Source organism: Rhodococcus oryzae (assembly GCF_005049235.1).
Lineage (GTDB): Bacteria > Actinomycetota > Actinomycetes > Mycobacteriales > Mycobacteriaceae > Rhodococcus_G > Rhodococcus_G oryzae.
The window spans coordinates 43,877-57,654 of record NZ_SUMD01000013.1 but is presented as its reverse complement, the minus strand read 5'-3'; the positions used below and the strand labels follow the sequence as shown (position 1 = coordinate 57,654).

The 13,778-nt window shown below is 71.2% G+C and carries 15 protein-coding genes and 1 pseudogene; 7 read left to right on the top strand and 9 right to left on the bottom strand.

Going from position 1 to position 13,778, the window contains the following annotated elements:
* The first annotated feature begins 28 nt into the window (after positions 1-28).
* Complete coding sequence (locus tag FCG67_RS22055) at positions 29-658, top strand: TetR/AcrR family transcriptional regulator (RefSeq protein WP_136911762.1); 630 nt, start codon at positions 29-31, stop codon at positions 656-658.
* Positions 659-676: 18 nt separating this feature from the next.
* Here the strand turns inward: FCG67_RS22055 and FCG67_RS22050 are convergent, their stop codons facing one another.
* The 3 genes from FCG67_RS22050 to FCG67_RS22040 form a co-directional block, all read right to left on the bottom strand.
* A complete protein-coding gene (locus FCG67_RS22050) occupies positions 677-1,009 on the bottom strand; it encodes a cupin domain-containing protein (protein ID WP_027500871.1) in 333 nt (110 codons plus the stop codon).
* An 87-nt stretch (positions 1,010-1,096) separates the two neighbouring features.
* On the bottom strand, positions 1,097-1,582 hold the full coding sequence (locus tag FCG67_RS22045; protein ID WP_136911761.1) for a dihydrofolate reductase: 486 nt from the start codon (positions 1,580-1,582) through the stop codon (positions 1,097-1,099).
* Positions 1,582-2,340 carry a thymidylate synthase gene (locus tag FCG67_RS22040; RefSeq protein WP_246045224.1) on the bottom strand — a complete coding sequence of 253 codons (759 nt, stop codon included), beginning with the start codon at positions 2,338-2,340 and terminating at the stop codon, positions 1,582-1,584. Before FCG67_RS22040 ends, FCG67_RS22045 begins: the two co-directional genes overlap by 1 nt.
* A 123-nt stretch (positions 2,341-2,463) precedes the next feature.
* Here FCG67_RS22040 and cobF point away from each other — a divergent pair, with 123 nt between their 5' ends.
* Positions 2,464-3,204 (top strand): precorrin-6A synthase (deacetylating), encoded by a 741-nt coding sequence (cobF, locus tag FCG67_RS22035; RefSeq protein WP_136911760.1) that lies wholly within the window; start codon positions 2,464-2,466, stop codon positions 3,202-3,204.
* A gap of 75 nt (positions 3,205-3,279) precedes the next feature.
* Positions 3,280-4,158: an Fpg/Nei family DNA glycosylase gene (locus tag FCG67_RS22030; protein WP_136911759.1), complete on the top strand. Its 879-nt coding sequence runs from the start codon at positions 3,280-3,282 to the stop codon at positions 4,156-4,158.
* 9 nt (positions 4,159-4,167) lie between these two features.
* Here FCG67_RS22030 and FCG67_RS22025 read toward each other — a convergent pair whose 3' ends face one another.
* Positions 4,168-5,658, bottom strand: coding sequence for a carboxylesterase/lipase family protein (locus FCG67_RS22025; RefSeq protein WP_136911758.1), 1,491 nt, complete (start codon positions 5,656-5,658; stop codon positions 4,168-4,170).
* Entirely contained in the window at positions 5,651-7,123 is a 1,473-nt protein-coding gene (locus tag FCG67_RS22020; protein WP_136911757.1) for a dihydrolipoyl dehydrogenase family protein, read from the bottom strand. Before FCG67_RS22020 ends, FCG67_RS22025 begins: the two co-directional genes overlap by 8 nt.
* Before the next feature lie 152 nt (positions 7,124-7,275).
* Here FCG67_RS22020 and FCG67_RS22015 point away from each other — a divergent pair, with 152 nt between their 5' ends.
* Together FCG67_RS22015 and FCG67_RS22010 are read left to right on the top strand one after the other, a co-directional pair.
* Positions 7,276-7,752, top strand: a complete 477-nt coding sequence (locus FCG67_RS22015; RefSeq protein WP_136911756.1) for a nuclear transport factor 2 family protein — start codon at positions 7,276-7,278, stop codon at positions 7,750-7,752.
* Positions 7,753-7,784: 32 nt separating this feature from the next.
* Positions 7,785-8,519, top strand: coding sequence for a Clp protease N-terminal domain-containing protein (locus FCG67_RS22010; protein WP_211243296.1), 735 nt, complete (start codon positions 7,785-7,787; stop codon positions 8,517-8,519).
* Positions 8,520-8,549: 30 nt separating this feature from the next.
* Here FCG67_RS22010 and FCG67_RS25480 read toward each other — a convergent pair whose 3' ends face one another.
* Together FCG67_RS25480 and FCG67_RS25475 are read right to left on the bottom strand one after the other, a co-directional pair.
* The gene (locus tag FCG67_RS25480; protein ID WP_246045223.1) at positions 8,550-9,176 is read right to left on the bottom strand and encodes a class I SAM-dependent methyltransferase; all 627 of its coding nucleotides are present in this window, start codon (positions 9,174-9,176) and stop codon (positions 8,550-8,552) included.
* 42 nt (positions 9,177-9,218) lie between these two features.
* Positions 9,219-10,154 (bottom strand): annotated as a pseudogene (locus FCG67_RS25475) (NAD(P)/FAD-dependent oxidoreductase); the annotation flags it as partial.
* Positions 10,155-10,248: 94 nt separating this feature from the next.
* Here FCG67_RS25475 and FCG67_RS22000 point away from each other — a divergent pair.
* Positions 10,249-10,833 carry a helix-turn-helix domain-containing protein gene (locus FCG67_RS22000; RefSeq protein ID WP_136911754.1) on the top strand — a complete coding sequence of 195 codons (585 nt, stop codon included), beginning with the start codon at positions 10,249-10,251 and terminating at the stop codon, positions 10,831-10,833.
* Positions 10,834-10,861: 28 nt separating this feature from the next.
* A complete protein-coding gene (locus tag FCG67_RS21995; protein WP_136911753.1) occupies positions 10,862-11,626 on the top strand; it encodes an SDR family oxidoreductase in 765 nt (254 codons plus the stop codon).
* A gap of 16 nt (positions 11,627-11,642) precedes the next feature.
* On the opposite strand, the gene FCG67_RS21990 is transcribed toward FCG67_RS21995, so the two are convergent.
* Together FCG67_RS21990 and FCG67_RS21985 are read right to left on the bottom strand one after the other, a co-directional pair.
* Positions 11,643-11,888, bottom strand: a complete 246-nt coding sequence (locus tag FCG67_RS21990; protein ID WP_136911752.1) for a DUF2630 family protein — start codon at positions 11,886-11,888, stop codon at positions 11,643-11,645.
* 152 nt (positions 11,889-12,040) lie between these two features.
* A complete protein-coding gene (locus tag FCG67_RS21985; protein ID WP_136911751.1) occupies positions 12,041-13,771 on the bottom strand; it encodes an FAD-dependent oxidoreductase in 1,731 nt (576 codons plus the stop codon).
* Positions 13,772-13,778: the final 7 nt, after the last annotated feature.

Below are 13,778 nucleotides of genomic sequence, written 5' to 3'. Positions count from 1 at the left end.
CGAGGCGGCCGCGCCATAGAATCGGCCGGTGAGGCCTTCAGTGAGACCAGTGGATCCGGACGCGATCCGGGAGCAGATCCTGGACGCGGCCAAGGAGTGCGTCATCGAACTGGGGTTCACCTCCCGGCTGCACGCGGCCATCGCGCAACGCGCGGGGCTGTCGCGGCCCACCGTCTACAAGTACGTCGGCGACCAGGACGCGATCTTCGGCGCCCTGTTCCAGCGGGAGATCACCCAGTTCTTCGTAGTGCTCGATCCGGTCCTGCGGGGACAGGCGCGGGACCTGCGGGTCGGGTTCGTCGACGCGATCGTGTTCGCCGTGCAGTACGCGCGTGCGCACCCGCTGCTGCAGAAGGGCCTGCGCGACGATCCGCAGGTGGTGCTGCCGTGGTTCACGGTGCAGGCCAAGCCCTTCGTCGAGCTCGGTGCGAACCTGCTCAGCCCGCACTTCCAGCGGCTGTTCACGCCCGAGCAGCTCGCGGAGGTCAGCCCGAAGGCGATCTCCGAGTGGGCGTTTCGGATCATCGGGTCGCTGATCGTCACCGAGGGCATCGTGGACACCACGCAGGAGCAGTCGCTGCGCGAGTTCGTCAGCTCGCTGCTGTCGATCGCCTTCATCCCCGCGCCGGATCCGGAGTTGGTGCGCGGCGCGGGGTGATCCCGCTCGTCCCGGCCGCTACTTGGGAACGGCCACCGTCAGCAGGAACGCGACGTCCTCGAGTGCCTCGACGCTGTGCCGGGCCGCCGGGATGACCAGCATGTCGCCGGTCGAGCCCTTCCAGGAGTCCTCGCCGCTGATCAGCGCGAGCTTGCCGCTGAGCACCAGCAGGGTGGCCTCGCCCGGGCTGTCGTGCTCGGCCATCACTTCGCCCGCGCTCAGTCCGACGACCGTCTGCCGGAGGCTGCGCTGATGGCCCCCATAGATGGTCTGCGAGCTGCGCCCGCTGGTGGCCGCGGCGGCGAGCTTGAGCTGCTGCCTGGCGACGGCTGTCAATGACTTCTTGTCCATGAAGCGCCTCTCCTTGGGCTTGGGGAAAGACCTGCCCTTGGAGTATGACGCACCACCCCACCCATCGGGCGTTACTGACGGAACCGATCAGCCGCGGATGTAGGTGCGGAACCGGAACCGCAGTCCGTCCCGCTCCGAGGTCAGCCAGTCGCCGGTCGTCGCGGGCGTCCACTCCTCGTCGATCCTCGGCGCGTAGGCGTCGCCCCCGGTGTCCAGGTCCACCTCGGTCACGAACAGTCGGTCGGCGAACGGCATTGCCGCGGTGTAGATCTCACCGCCGCCCATCACCCAGGTCTCGCCGGGCCCGGCCAGGGCGATGGCGGACTCGACCGAGTGTGCGGCCTCGGCGCCCTCGGCTCGCCAGTCCGGGTCGCGGGTCACCACGATGTTGCGCCTGTCCGTGAGCGGCCGGAACCTGGGTGGCAGCGAGTCCCATGTCTTTCGGCCCATCACCACGGGGTGACCCGAGGTGACGTCCTTGAAGTAGGCCATGTCCTCGGGAATCCGCCACGGGATCGCGCCGTCGCGGCCGATGACGCCTGCCGGGTTCTGCGCCCAGATCAGTCCGAGCACTAGATCGCCACCGGTGCCTTGATGGCGGGGTGATGGCGGTAGTCGACGATCTCGATGTCCTCGAACTCGTAGTCGAAGATGGTATCGCGGGGTGCGAGCACGAGCTTGGGGTACTCGTACGGCTCGCGGCCGAGCTGCTCGGTGACCTGGTCCACGTGGTTGTCGTAGATGTGGCAGTCGCCGCCGGTCCAGATGAACTCGCCCACCTCGAGGCCGGTCTGCGCGGCGACCATGTGGGTGAGCAACGCATAGCTCGCGATGTTGAACGGCACGCCGAGGAAAAGATCCGCGCTGCGCTGGTACAGCTGGCAGCTGAGCCTGCCGTCGGCGACGTAGAACTGGAAGAAGGCGTGGCACGGCGCGAGCGCCATCTGCGGGATCTCGCCCACGTTCCACGCCGAGACGATCATCCGCCGGGAGTCGGGATCGGTCTTGAGGGTCTCGATGACCTGGGCGATCTGGTCGATGTGTTCGCCGCTGGGCGTGGGCCAGTTCCGCCACTGCACGCCGTACACCGGGCCGAGCTCGCCCTCGGGGGAGGCCCACTCGTCCCAGATCGTGACGCCACGGTCCTGCAGCCACTTCACGTTCGACTCGCCGCGCAGGAACCAGAGCAGCTCGTAGACGATGGACTTGAGGTGCACCTTCTTGGTGGTGATCAGCGGGAAGCCCTCGGACAGGTCGAACCGCATCTGGTGCCCGAACACGCTGCGGGTGCCGGTGCCGGTGCGGTCCGCCTTCGGGGTACCGGTCTCCATGACGAGTCGCAGCAGGTCTTCGTAGGGCGTGTGCACGGCCGCCAGTTTAGGCGGCTCCGCCACCCGTGAGTCCTTTCGGCCCGCGGGGGGACCGGGAAGACTCACGGGCGATAGCCTGCCGTCATGCGTGAACTCCTCGTGATCGGCATCGGCGCCGGCGACCCCGACCAGGTGACCGTGCAGGCGATCAAGGCGATGAACCGCGCCGAGGTGTTCTTCGTCATCGGCAAGGGCGCCGAGAAGCAGGACCTCGTCGACCTGCGCACCGGCATCCTGGACGAGCACATGCGGGGGCCCTACCGGATCGTCGACATCGTGGACCCGCCCCGGGACCGGACCCCCGCGGACTACGAGGGCGTGGTCGACGACTGGCACGACCGGCGGGCCGCGATCTTCGAGGAGCAGTTCGGCGCGGTCGAGGGTGTCGGCGCGATCCTGGTGTGGGGGGATCCGTCGCTCTACGACAGCACCCTGCGGATCGTCGAGCGGGTGCTCGCCCGGGGCATCGCGACGTTCGAGTACTCGGTGATCCCCGGGGTCACGAGCGTGCAGTCGCTGGCGGCGCAGCACCGCATCGTGCTCAACCGGATCGGCGAGCCCGTGCACATCACTACCGGCCGACGCCTGCGCGACGGCCTGCCCGAGGGCGTGCGGGACGCGGTGGTGATGCTCGACGCGGACTGCAGCTTCACCGAGGTCCCTGGCGACGACGTGCAGATCTGGTGGGGCGCGTACCTGGGCACCGGCGACGAGGTGCTGATCTCCGGGAATCTGCGCGAGGTCGAGGCCGAGATCGTCCGGGTTCGGGCCGAGCTGCGCGAGCGCAAGGGCTGGATCATGGACACCTACCTGCTGCGGCGCTGACGCGCCCGTGCGCGGTTGACGAGTCCCTGGACTCATTAAGCGCGCACGGGCGGCGAAGCCGCCTACCCTGGTCTCATGCCCGAACTGCCCGAGGTAGAGGCCCTGGCACAGTTCCTGCGCACGCATGCCGTCGGCTCGGTGGTGGGCCGGATCGACATCGCGGCGCTGAGCGTGCTGAAGACGTTCGACCCACCGATCACCGACCTGCAGGGCAAGGACGTCGTCGGCGCCGCCCGGTTCGGCAAGCACCTGGGGATCCGGTGCGGCGACGAGGACGGGCTGTGGCTGATCACCCACCTCTCCCGGGCAGGCTGGCTGCGCTGGGCCGACAACCCGAGCGCGACGCCGCCGAAGCCCGGCGGCAAGAGTCCGCTGGCGTTGCGGGTGCACCTGTTCACCCCCGACGGCGGGACCCCCGCCTTCGACCTCACCGAGGCGGGCACCAAGAAGCGCCTCGCGGTCTGGGTGGTGCGCACCCCCGCGGAGGTGCCGGGGATCGCGAAGCTCGGACCCGACGCGCTGGACATCGCCGAGCCTGCCTTCGCGGAGCTGCTGGGTAAGAGCTCGCAGCGGATCAAGACCGTGCTCACCGACCAGTCCGTGCTGGCCGGGATCGGCAACGCGTACTCCGACGAGATCCTGCACCTGGCCAAGCTGTCGCCGTTCGCGACCGCGAACAAGCTGACCGCGGAGGAGGTGGCCACCCTGCACGCGGCGATGCGGGCGGAGCTGACCGACGCCGTTGACCGCTCGGTTGGACAGGACGCCGCGCGGCTCAAGGGCGAGAAACGCTCCGGGTTGCGGGTGCACGCCAGGACCGGCATGCCCTGCCCGGTGTGCGGCGACACCGTCCGTGAGGTGTCGTTCGCGGAGCGGTCATTTCAGTACTGCGCGACCTGCCAGACCGGCGGCAAGATCCTCGCCGACCGGCGACTGTCGAGGTTGCTGAAGTAGCGCGGCGCCTCAGCGCCGGTGCCGGTACCCGATCCACGCCCGGCGCAGGTCGCCCTGCGGGTCGTTCTCGATTCGCGCGGTGGTGTCGACGATCAGCGTCTCGCGCCGCGCCACCGTGTAGGCCGGCCAGGTGGACCGGGGCGCCCCGTACCGGGCGAAATGCAACCAGTGCGACTGCATGATGGCCGTGGCCTCCCGCAGCCCGCGGCGCCCGCCCAGCACGGTGGCCGCCCGGCCGAGCATCGCCTCGCCGGCCCCGAACACCGCGAGCAGCTCGGTCGCGTGGGTGGCGCCGAAGCCGGTGACATTCAGCAGCCGTGGGGCGAAGTCGTAGCGGTAGCCGAAGGTCGGTGCTGTGGCCGTGTGTGTCTGCGCGACCAGGATCGACGGCTCCCAGAAGGTGGCATCACCGCCGATCCGCACGGCGGCCCGGCGATCCGGGTAGCCCGGATAGGCGGCCAGGATGCGGGCCTTGAGCTCGGGGTCCGTCTCTGCGAACATCTTCTCGATCCGGACCGGGTCGGTGGGGATGATGTCGAGGAAACGCGGAAACATCGTGCCCTCATGGGCATTGGTGCCGATGATCAGCGGGACGGCGTGCGCGAGGCCCTGGGCGAACGCGTCGAGCGGGTGTCGCGGCAGGAGGTCGCCGTCGACGAGCGGGGCGAATGCCCTGGTGCCGGGCGCCTCGTCGGCGCCGCGCGCGGTGAGGGCGTCGCCCGCGCGGACCAGGGCGTCGGGGTCGGCGGTGCTGAGCACGAGGGCCGGGTCGTCGGCGGCGCCCAGGATCTCGAGGAACTCGGCCGCCCAGGCCTTGGCGCGGCCGGGTCCGTACGCGGAGGCGGCGGGCGGGCTCTGCGCGATGGCGCGCGCGAACAGGCGCTCGGCCGCGGGCACGCACATCAGGGTGGTCACGGCGTTGGCACCAGAGGATTCCCCGAACAGCGTGACGTTGTCCGGATCGCCGCCGAACGCGGCGATGTTGCGGCGCACCCACCGAAGTGCCGCGAGTTGATCGCGCAGACCGAGGTTGGAATCGAAAGTTCTCTCGGGGGTGGAGTATTCGCCGAAGTCGAGATATCCGAGCGCGCCGAGCCGGTAGTTCAGCGACACGTACACGATGTCGCCACGCCGGACCAGCGTGTCGCCCCGGTAGAGCCCGGTGGCCGTGGATCCGCCGCTGTACGCGCCGCCGTGGATGAACACCATTACCGGCCGCGGGGCGGAACTCCGCGCGGCGGGCGCGAGCACGTTGAGGGTCAGGCAGTCCTCGTCGGTACGGGTCCCGAGCCGCTCGGCTCGCCCCGACTGGGGCGCCGCCGGGCCGAAGTCGAGCGCGTCGCGCACCCCGCGCCACGGCGCGCCAGGCTGCGGGACCCGCAGCCGGAGGTCGCCCACCGGTGGTGCGGCATAGGGGATCGCGCGCCAGGACCTGAGCCCGTCGTGTTCCCGGCCGCGGACCAGACCCGCGTCGGTGGGAACGGTCAACGGGTCAGCCACGCCGGGCCTCCAGCAGTCGCAGCCATACCTCGCTGACCGTCGGGTACGACGGCACCGCGTGCCACAGTGACTCCATCTGCACCGCGCCGACCACCGCGACGGTGGCCGCGTGGACCAACTCCGCCACCTCGGTTCCCACGAAGGTCGCGCCCACAAGGGTGTCGGTGCCGCGATCGATCACCAGCTTCGCCCGACCGGCGAAATCGTCTCGCGCCAGCGATGATCCGGCCACCGCGATGTCGACCTCGACGGTCTCGACATCGATGCCGTCCGCGCTGGCCGCGCGTTCGGTGCGGCCGACGGAGGCGACCTCGGGGGAGGTGAACACCACCTGTGGCACCTGGGCGTGGTCCGCGCTCGCGGTGAACCTCGCCGAGTCCAGCGCGCGGCCCTCCGCCCGGGCGGAGATCACGTCGCCGCACACCCGGCCCTGGTACTTGCCCATGTGCGTGAGCGCCGCGCGGCCGTTGACGTCGCCGACCGCGTAGAGCCATTCGCCGGGTACGCCCAAGACGGCGAGATGGTCGTCGGTGGGCGTGCGCCCGTCCGTCAGCCCCACCGCGGCGAGGCCGAGACCGGAGGTGGCGGGGTGGCGTCCGGCCGCGACGATCACCTCGTCGACGGTGATCTCGCCCCGTTCCCGGCCGTCGAAGGTGATGGTCACCGGTCCGCCGTGGATCCGGCCGACGCCGGTGTCGCGCGGCTGCTCGCGGCGCACGGCGCTGGGGCTGGTGCCGAACAGCACGCTGGCACCAGCAGCCCGCAGCGACTCGGCGACGAGCTCGCCCGCGAACGGCTCGGCGGCCGCGAGCAGCGCCGATCCACGGACGATCACGGTCAGCTCGCGTACCCCGAGGGCCAGTAGCCACGTCGCGCATTCGGTGGCGACCACCCCGCCGCCGATGATGGCGACCCGCTCGGGCACCTCCCGAAGGTTGGTGGCGTCCCGGGAGATCCACGGCAGCGCCTCGCGCAGCCCGGGCACGGGCGGTATCGAGGCGAGGGTGCCGGTGGCGAGCACCACCGCGTGCCGCGCCCGCAACGTCCGGGTCGGGGGATCGCCGTGGCCGCCGGTGGAGAGTTCGACTGTGCGTTCGCCGGTGAGTGCGGCGGACCCGTGGATCACGTCGACGCCCACGGACGCGGCCCACTTCCGCTGGCCGGAATCGTCGTGGTGACTGGTGAATTCGTCGCGACGGGCGAACACCGCGCGGCGGTCAAGCGTCGCCTCGCCGATGGTCTCGCGAACGCCGGGCATGGCGCGGCCCGCCGCCAGCACCTCCGCGGGCCGCAGCAGGGCCTTGCTGGGCATGCAGGCCCAGTAGGAGCATTCGCCGCCCAGCAGTTCGTGTTCGATGATCGCGGCGCTCCGATCCGAACCGGCGACGGCATAGGCGGCGGCGTTCTCGCCCGCCGGCCCACCGCCGATCACGATGACGTCGTACTCGTCCGTCGATGTGGCCATGGTTCCCACCGTAGAGCGGTCAGCGGCGGCGGGCGAGACATTCGCGCGGCGGCGCATCACGGTTCCGCAATGCTTGCGCTGCGCATTTCGACCGGCCGATACTCCAAGGTGGGACTTCCGTTCGCGAGACACCCTCGGGCAGGAGGGGCGCTATGAGCACCGAACCCGGCGCCGCCGCCGCTGACCATGCGGCGACGGTCGGCGCCCTCTACGCCGCGTTCGCGCGCGGCGACATCCGCGCGGTTCTCGGCATGCTCGCCGAGGACGTGCGCTGGGAGGACTGGTCCGACAACTTCGCGCAACGCGCCGACGTGCCGTGGCTGCGTCGGCGGGGCGGCCGCGAGGGCGCGGCCGAGTTCTTCGGGATCGTGGGTGGATTCGACATCGGCGAGTTCGCGGTCCTGTCGATCATGGCGGGCGAGAGCCAGGTGGCCGCGGAGATCAGCATCGACGCCGTGGTTCCTGGCGGGGGCCACTACCGCGACGAGGAGCTGCACCTGTGGTCCTTCGACGGGACCGGGAAGATCTCGCGGATGCGGCACTACGTGGACACCGCGAAGCACATCGCGGCCGCGGGCGGCGTCGACACCACATCGCGCGTCGTGAACGGATCGTCAACCGAGGGTTGACGGCTCGAAGGTCGTCAACCTAGGGTTGACGCATGGTGAATCCGACGAAGATGACGAACCCCGTCCGCCTCGACGACCTGATCGAGGGCATCAAGAAGGCGCACACCGATGCGCTCGACCAGCTGTCCGACGCGGTCATCGCGGCCGACCACCTCGGGGAGGTGGCCGACCACCTGATCGGGCACTTCGTCGACCAGGCCCGCCGGTCCGGGGCGTCCTGGAAGGACATCGGCGCCAGCATGGGCGTCAGCAAGCAGGCCGCACAGAAGCGCTTCGTGCCGAAGGGCGAATCGGTGGACCTGGATCCGAGCCAGGGCTTCAGCCGGTTCACCCCCCGGGCCAAGAACGTCGTGATGGCGGCGCAGAACGAGGCCCGCACCGCGGGCAACGACCAGATCCGTCCCGCGCACCTCGTGCTCGGCCTGCTCACCGAGCCGGAGGGCCTCGGTGCGGCGCAGATCGTCGCCCAGGGCGTCACGCTGGCGGCGGCCCGTGCCGCCGCGGCCGCGTCCCTGCCCGCGAAGACGGGGGAGCTGCCCGAGTTCATCCCGTTCGACGCACAGTCCAAGAAGGCCCTCGAGCTCACCTTCCGGGCGGCACTCCGATTGGGGCACAACTACATCGGCACCGAACACATCCTGCTCGCGCTGCTCGAACTCGAGGACGGCTCGGGTCTGCTCACCGACCTCGGCCTCGACAGGGCGACCATCGAGGCCGAGGTCGGTACCGCGGTGGCCGCGATGGCCGCCGCGGCTGAGCGGGAGTGACCGCCGGATAGCGGCCAGGTGGGCGACGGGTCAGGGGCGCCTGTGGGCGCGCAGGACCGCGTCGTGGATGGTGACCTCCTGGCCGTCGGGATCCGTCGCCGTGCGTGCCCTGGCCTCGGCCGCCACGATGTCCCATTCGTCGGGGTCGAGCGAGCCCGCGATCTCCTCCGCGGTGAAGAACAGCTCCGGCAGCGGCGGCCGAGGCACGGTGGTCTGCAGGTCGGACGGGTGGTGCCCGACGATGAGCAGGCTCCCGCCCGGCGCGACGGCCGCAGCCAGCCGGCCGTACAGGACACTGCGCTGCGGCTCCGGCAGGTGCATGAAGTGCGCGGTGACGAGGTCGAAGCGACCCTCGACCGGCTCGGCGGTCAGATCGGCATGCACCCAGTTCAGCCGGTGCACCACGTCCGCGCCGAGGGCCTCGGCGCGCGCGGCCGCCCGCTCCAGCGCCGTGGTCGAGAAGTCCACCGCGGTCACCCGCCAGCCGCGTTCGGCCAGCCAATGTGCGTCGGCCCCCTCGCCCGCGCCGACCTCGAGTGCGGTACCCGGCGTCAGCTCGGCGGCCTCGGTGACGAGGTGGGGGTTCGGGCTACCGCTCCAGACCCCGGACCTCGAGCGGTATCGCTCCTCCCAGGCCCGCTCGTCGAATCCGTTCATCGGGCCACCCGGCGCCGGGTCTTCCGAGTGCGCGTTGGCGGTCACCGCGAGACGGGTGTCCTCCGCGATGAGGTCGGCATTGATGGCCGCGCCCGCGTTCAGCCCCGCGGCGGCCGCGACGATCACCTGGGCCTTGAGGTCGGAGACGTTGCCCGCCGCCCACACCCCCTGGACCGCGGTGGCGCCCATCGGATCGGCGGCGATGTAGCTGCCGATCACATGCCCGGCCATCGCCTGCTCAGTGGGCTCGAGGCCGAGCTCACGCAGGAATCCGGCACGGGCCTCGAAGCGCGGGGCGACCACGATCGCGTCGCGCGACACGAGCTCGCCCGTGCGCATCCGGACCCCGGTGAACCGGTCGTCGTCGACCTCCAGGCCGGCGACCTCGCCGCGGACGACCACGATGCCGCGGGCGTCGAACTGCTCGAGCTCCTCGGCGCTCGGCTCGGCCGCGGTGTGCAGGAACACGGTGATGTCCGCGCTCCACTGCCGCCACATCAGCGCCTGGTGCGCGGCCATCGGGCCGGTCGCCAGGATCCCGATCGCCTGGTCGCGGACCTCCCAGCCGTGGCAGTACGGGCAGTGCAGCACCTCGCGACCCCAGCGCTCGGCGACGCCCGGCACGTCCGGCAGTTCGTCCACCAGGCCCGTGGCCACCAGCAGCCTGCGGGCCGCCACGGCCGCGCCGCCGGCGAGTTCCACACGGAAGCCCTCGCCGTCCACGGCCCGGGCGGAGGACACAGTGCCACTGACGAACTCGGCGCCGTATCCCCGGGCCTCGGCCCGGCCCGCCGTCAGCAGCTCGGCGGGTGGGGTGCCCTCGCGGGTCAGGTAGTTGTGCGCATGTGCCGCGGGGGCATTGCGTGGCTCGCCCGCATCGATCACCAATACCGAGCGCCGCGCGCGGGTCAGCGCCACCGCCCCGCTGAGTCCGGCCGCACCGCCGCCGACGATCACCACGTCGTACTTCTGCTCCACCGTCGTCTCCTCCGTTCGTTCGCCTGGTCCTTGCACTGTCCGTCCCGCGCGATGATTCCCGCAAGCTGCGTTGCGAAAGTGGCAAAATGGGTGGATGGCCGACGACCCGCACGCGCACGACGACGTCCTCGACGCGGTCGGACCGCGGCTGCGGGCGATTCGCAAGCAGCGTGGCGCGACGCTGGCGCAGCTCGCCGAGAGCACCGGGATCTCGGTGAGCACCCTCTCGCGGCTCGAATCCGGGCAACGCAGGCCGACACTCGAATTGCTGCTCCCGCTGGCCCGCGCGCACCAGCTGCCCCTCGACGAGCTCGTCGACGCACCCGCGACCGGCGACCCGCGGATCCACCCCCGCCCGATCAGCCGCAACGGCGTCACGATCATCCCGCTGACCCGCAGGCCGGGCGGGATCCAGGCCTTCAAGCACGTCTTCCCACCGGGCACTCCGTCCGTGGAGCCCCGGCTGTTGACGCACGAGGGCTACGAGTGGCTCTACGTCCTGTCCGGTCGGGTGCGGATGGTGCTCGGCGAGCACGACGTGATCCTGATGCCCGGCGAGGTGGCGGAGTTCGACACCCGCGTCCCGCACTGGTTCGGCAACCCCGGGCCCGAGCCCGCGGAGATCCTGAGCCTGTTCGGGCCGCAGGGCGAGCGGGCGCACGTGCGCACCCGGCGATGACCCCGACGCGTCGCTAGGCTCATCCGCTGTGACCTCCACGGCGAAGACGCGAACCACGATCCTGATCACCGGCGCCAGTTCCGGGCTGGGCGCGGAGATGGCACGCCAGTTCGCCTCCAAGGGGCGCGATCTCGCGCTGTGTGCCCGCCGCATCGATCGGCTCGAGGAACTGCGCGCGGAACTTCTCGCCGCGCACCCGTCGATCAGGGTCGCGGTCCGGGCCCTCGACGTCAACGATCACCGCGCGGTGTCCCGCGTGTTCGGCGAACTCGACGACGAGCTGGGCGGGCTCGATCGGATCGTCGTCAACGCCGGGCTCGGCAAGGGCGCGCCGATCGGCACCGGCAAGCCCGAGGCGAATCTGGAGACCGCGCAGACGAACTTCCTCGGTGCGCTCGCGCAGGCGGAGGCCGCGATGGAGTTGTTCCGCGCCCGCGGCGCAGGCCATCTGGTGCTTGTGTCCTCGATGAGCGCGGTGCGCGGCCTGCCGAAGGCGCAGACCGCCTACTCGGCGAGCAAGGCAGCGGTGTCTGCGATCGGGGAGGGGCTCGCCGCGGAACTCTCGCGCAGCCCGATCGCCGTCACCACCATCCTGCCCGGCTACATCCGGACCCCGATCAACGAGAAGGTGGCCAAGACGCCGCTGATGGCGGACACCGTCGCCGGCGTGCGGTCGATGGTGAAGGCGATCGAGCGGGAGCCGCGGCGGGCCGTCGTCCCCGGCTGGCCGTGGCGTCCGATCGACCTGGCGTTGCGGGTTCTGCCCCAGCGGCTGACGGGACGGTTCCTGTGATCGCTACGGCGGGCGGCTACTGCAGGTAGCCCTCGACCTGGCCTGCGGGGCTGACCGGCACCTCGTCCGGTGGCAGGCCGGCGTCCCTGCGGGCCCGGCGCTGGCGCAACAGGTCCCAGCACTGGTCGAGGGTCTCCTCGATGGCGGCGAGCTGCGTCTGCTCCTGCTCGGGATCGAGCTCGCCCGCCTCGGTCTTCGCGCGCAGCTGGTGCTCGGTGTCGACGAGTCGGCGGATGCTCGCGAGGATGTCCTGTTCGCTCATCAGTGAACTCCACTCCTAGGGGACTGCGGGTTCCGCGATCCACCATAGGCCGGTTCCGGGTCGACTGTCCGGAGCCCGGAGCCCGGAGCCCGGAGCCCGGAGCCCGGAGCCCGGAGCCCGGAGCCCGGAGCCCGGAGCCCGGAGCCCGGAGCCTAGCGGCGCCGACGGAGCCGCCCGAGCACGGACGTCTCGGTGCCGCGGCCGGCCGCCGCGGCGATGAGCGCCAGCTCGGCCGGGTCGGTGATCTTCTCGCGGATGCGGCCTCGTGCGGTGCCGCGGCTGCGTTCGGCTTCGTCGATCAGCTTCCAGCCCGCGCGGTCGATCACCGCCGACTGCCGCTCCCGCACCAGTCGGTTCAGCGCGGTCGCGCCCGACCGGGGCTCGCGCAGCCGACCCGAGTTGAAATCGTCGACGAGCCGGGTCACGGTCTCCTGTGCGCAGGACTTGTTCGTGCCGATGAACCCGGTGGGCCCGCGTTTGATCCAGCCGGTGGCGTACGCGCCCGCGAGCACGGACCCGCCCGGTCCGTCGAGGACCCGTCCGTCGGTATTGGGGATCACTCCGGCCGAATGATCGAACGGCACCCCCGCGATCGGCACCCCGCGATAGCCGATCGAGGTGAGGAGGAGGCCGGCCTCGAGTCGTTCCGTCTCGCCGGTCGGTTCGACCCGCACGCTGCCGTCCTCCCCGACGGTCAGAGCGTTGCGGGCGAACTCGACGCCGGTGACCCGGTCGTCGCCGCTGATCGCGGTAGGGGACAACAGGTAACGCAGCGAGATCCGCCGCCGATCCCGACCCGGCTCGCCCTCGCGGCGGGCGGACCGGAGCAGCGCCAGCTTCTGCGCCACCGCGTGCGAGAGCCCGCCGTCGCGGGCGAGGCGCTCGGTCGTCGGGTCGAGCACCATCTCGTCGGGGCAGACGACCACGTCGGCGTCGGGGGCGTCGAGAAGGCCGGTGAACTCGGGAACCGTGAAGGCGGACTGGGCGATTCCGCGGCGCGCGACGATCACGACCTCCTCGATCCGGCTGCCGCGCAGCGCCTCAAGGGCGGCGGGGGCGATGTCGGTGGCGGCCAGGCGGTCGGGGTCCGCGGTCAGTATCCGCGCGACATCGAGCGCGACATTGCCGTTTCCGATGATGACGGCGCGTCGCTGGGACAGGTCGAAGCGATCGTCGGCGTGGTCGGGATGGCCGTTGTACCAGGCCACCAGGTTGGTCGCGGAGGTCGAACCGGGGAGGTCCTCGCCGGGGATCCCGAGGCCGCGGTCGGTTGAGGCGCCGACCGCGTAGATCACGGCGTGGTGATGCGCGAGCAGTTCGTCGTGGGTCAGGTGTTCGCCGATCTCCACGTTCAGGAAGTACTCGAATCCCGGCTGGGCGGCGATCTTGTCGTACAGCCGGGAGACCTGCTTGGTCTTCTGGTGATCGGGTGCGACACCCGCGCGGACAAGGCCATGCGGCACCGGAAGCCGGTCGAAGACGTTGACCTGCACCCCGGGCTGGGTGAGCAGCTCGTCGGCGGCGTACATCGCGGCCGGGCCTGCCCCGACGATCGCCACCCGCAGCGGACCCCGGTCGCGGCGGATCTCGGGCGCGGGTACGACGGGCGCAAGCACCGGTCGGGGGCGCGGCTCCTTGTAGAAGTCCGCGTTGATCGTCAGGAACGGCTGCTGGGACTCCGCCAGCTTCGAGTGCGGGACGATCGCGTCCACCGGGCACGCGGAGATGCAGGCACCGCAGTCGACGCACGAGGCCGGGTCGATGTGCAGCATCTCCGCGGTCAGGAAGTCGGGCTCGTCCGGCGTCGGGTGGATGCAGTTGACGGGGCAGGCGTACACGCAGGATGCGTCGCTGCAGCAGGATTGGGTGACGACATGGGGCATTGCGAAC

What these genes read in the sequence shown, in the direction of transcription:
- FCG67_RS21990 (WP_136911752.1), bottom strand. Translation starts at nt 11,888, where the DNA reads ATGAGCGAACAGGACATCCTCGCGAGCATCCGCCGACTCGTCGACACC.
- FCG67_RS21985 (WP_136911751.1), bottom strand. Translation starts at nt 13,771, where the DNA reads ATGCCCCATGTCGTCACCCAATCCTGCTGCAGCGACGCATCCTGCGTG.
- FCG67_RS22030 (WP_136911759.1), top strand. Translation starts at nt 3,280, where the DNA reads ATGCCCGAACTGCCCGAGGTAGAGGCCCTGGCACAGTTCCTGCGCACG.
- cobF (WP_136911760.1), top strand. Translation starts at nt 2,464, where the DNA reads ATGCGTGAACTCCTCGTGATCGGCATCGGCGCCGGCGACCCCGACCAG.
- FCG67_RS22010 (WP_211243296.1), top strand. Translation starts at nt 7,785, where the DNA reads ATGGTGAATCCGACGAAGATGACGAACCCCGTCCGCCTCGACGACCTG.
- FCG67_RS22015 (WP_136911756.1), top strand. Translation starts at nt 7,276, where the DNA reads ATGAGCACCGAACCCGGCGCCGCCGCCGCTGACCATGCGGCGACGGTC.
- FCG67_RS25480 (WP_246045223.1), bottom strand. Translation starts at nt 9,176, where the DNA reads ATGAACGGATTCGACGAGCGGGCCTGGGAGGAGCGATACCGCTCGAGG.
- FCG67_RS22050 (WP_027500871.1), bottom strand. Translation starts at nt 1,009, where the DNA reads ATGGACAAGAAGTCATTGACAGCCGTCGCCAGGCAGCAGCTCAAGCTC.
- FCG67_RS22040 (WP_246045224.1), bottom strand. Translation starts at nt 2,340, where the DNA reads ATGGAGACCGGTACCCCGAAGGCGGACCGCACCGGCACCGGCACCCGC.
- FCG67_RS22020 (WP_136911757.1), bottom strand. Translation starts at nt 7,123, where the DNA reads ATGGCCACATCGACGGACGAGTACGACGTCATCGTGATCGGCGGTGGG.
- FCG67_RS22000 (WP_136911754.1), top strand. Translation starts at nt 10,249, where the DNA reads ATGGCCGACGACCCGCACGCGCACGACGACGTCCTCGACGCGGTCGGA.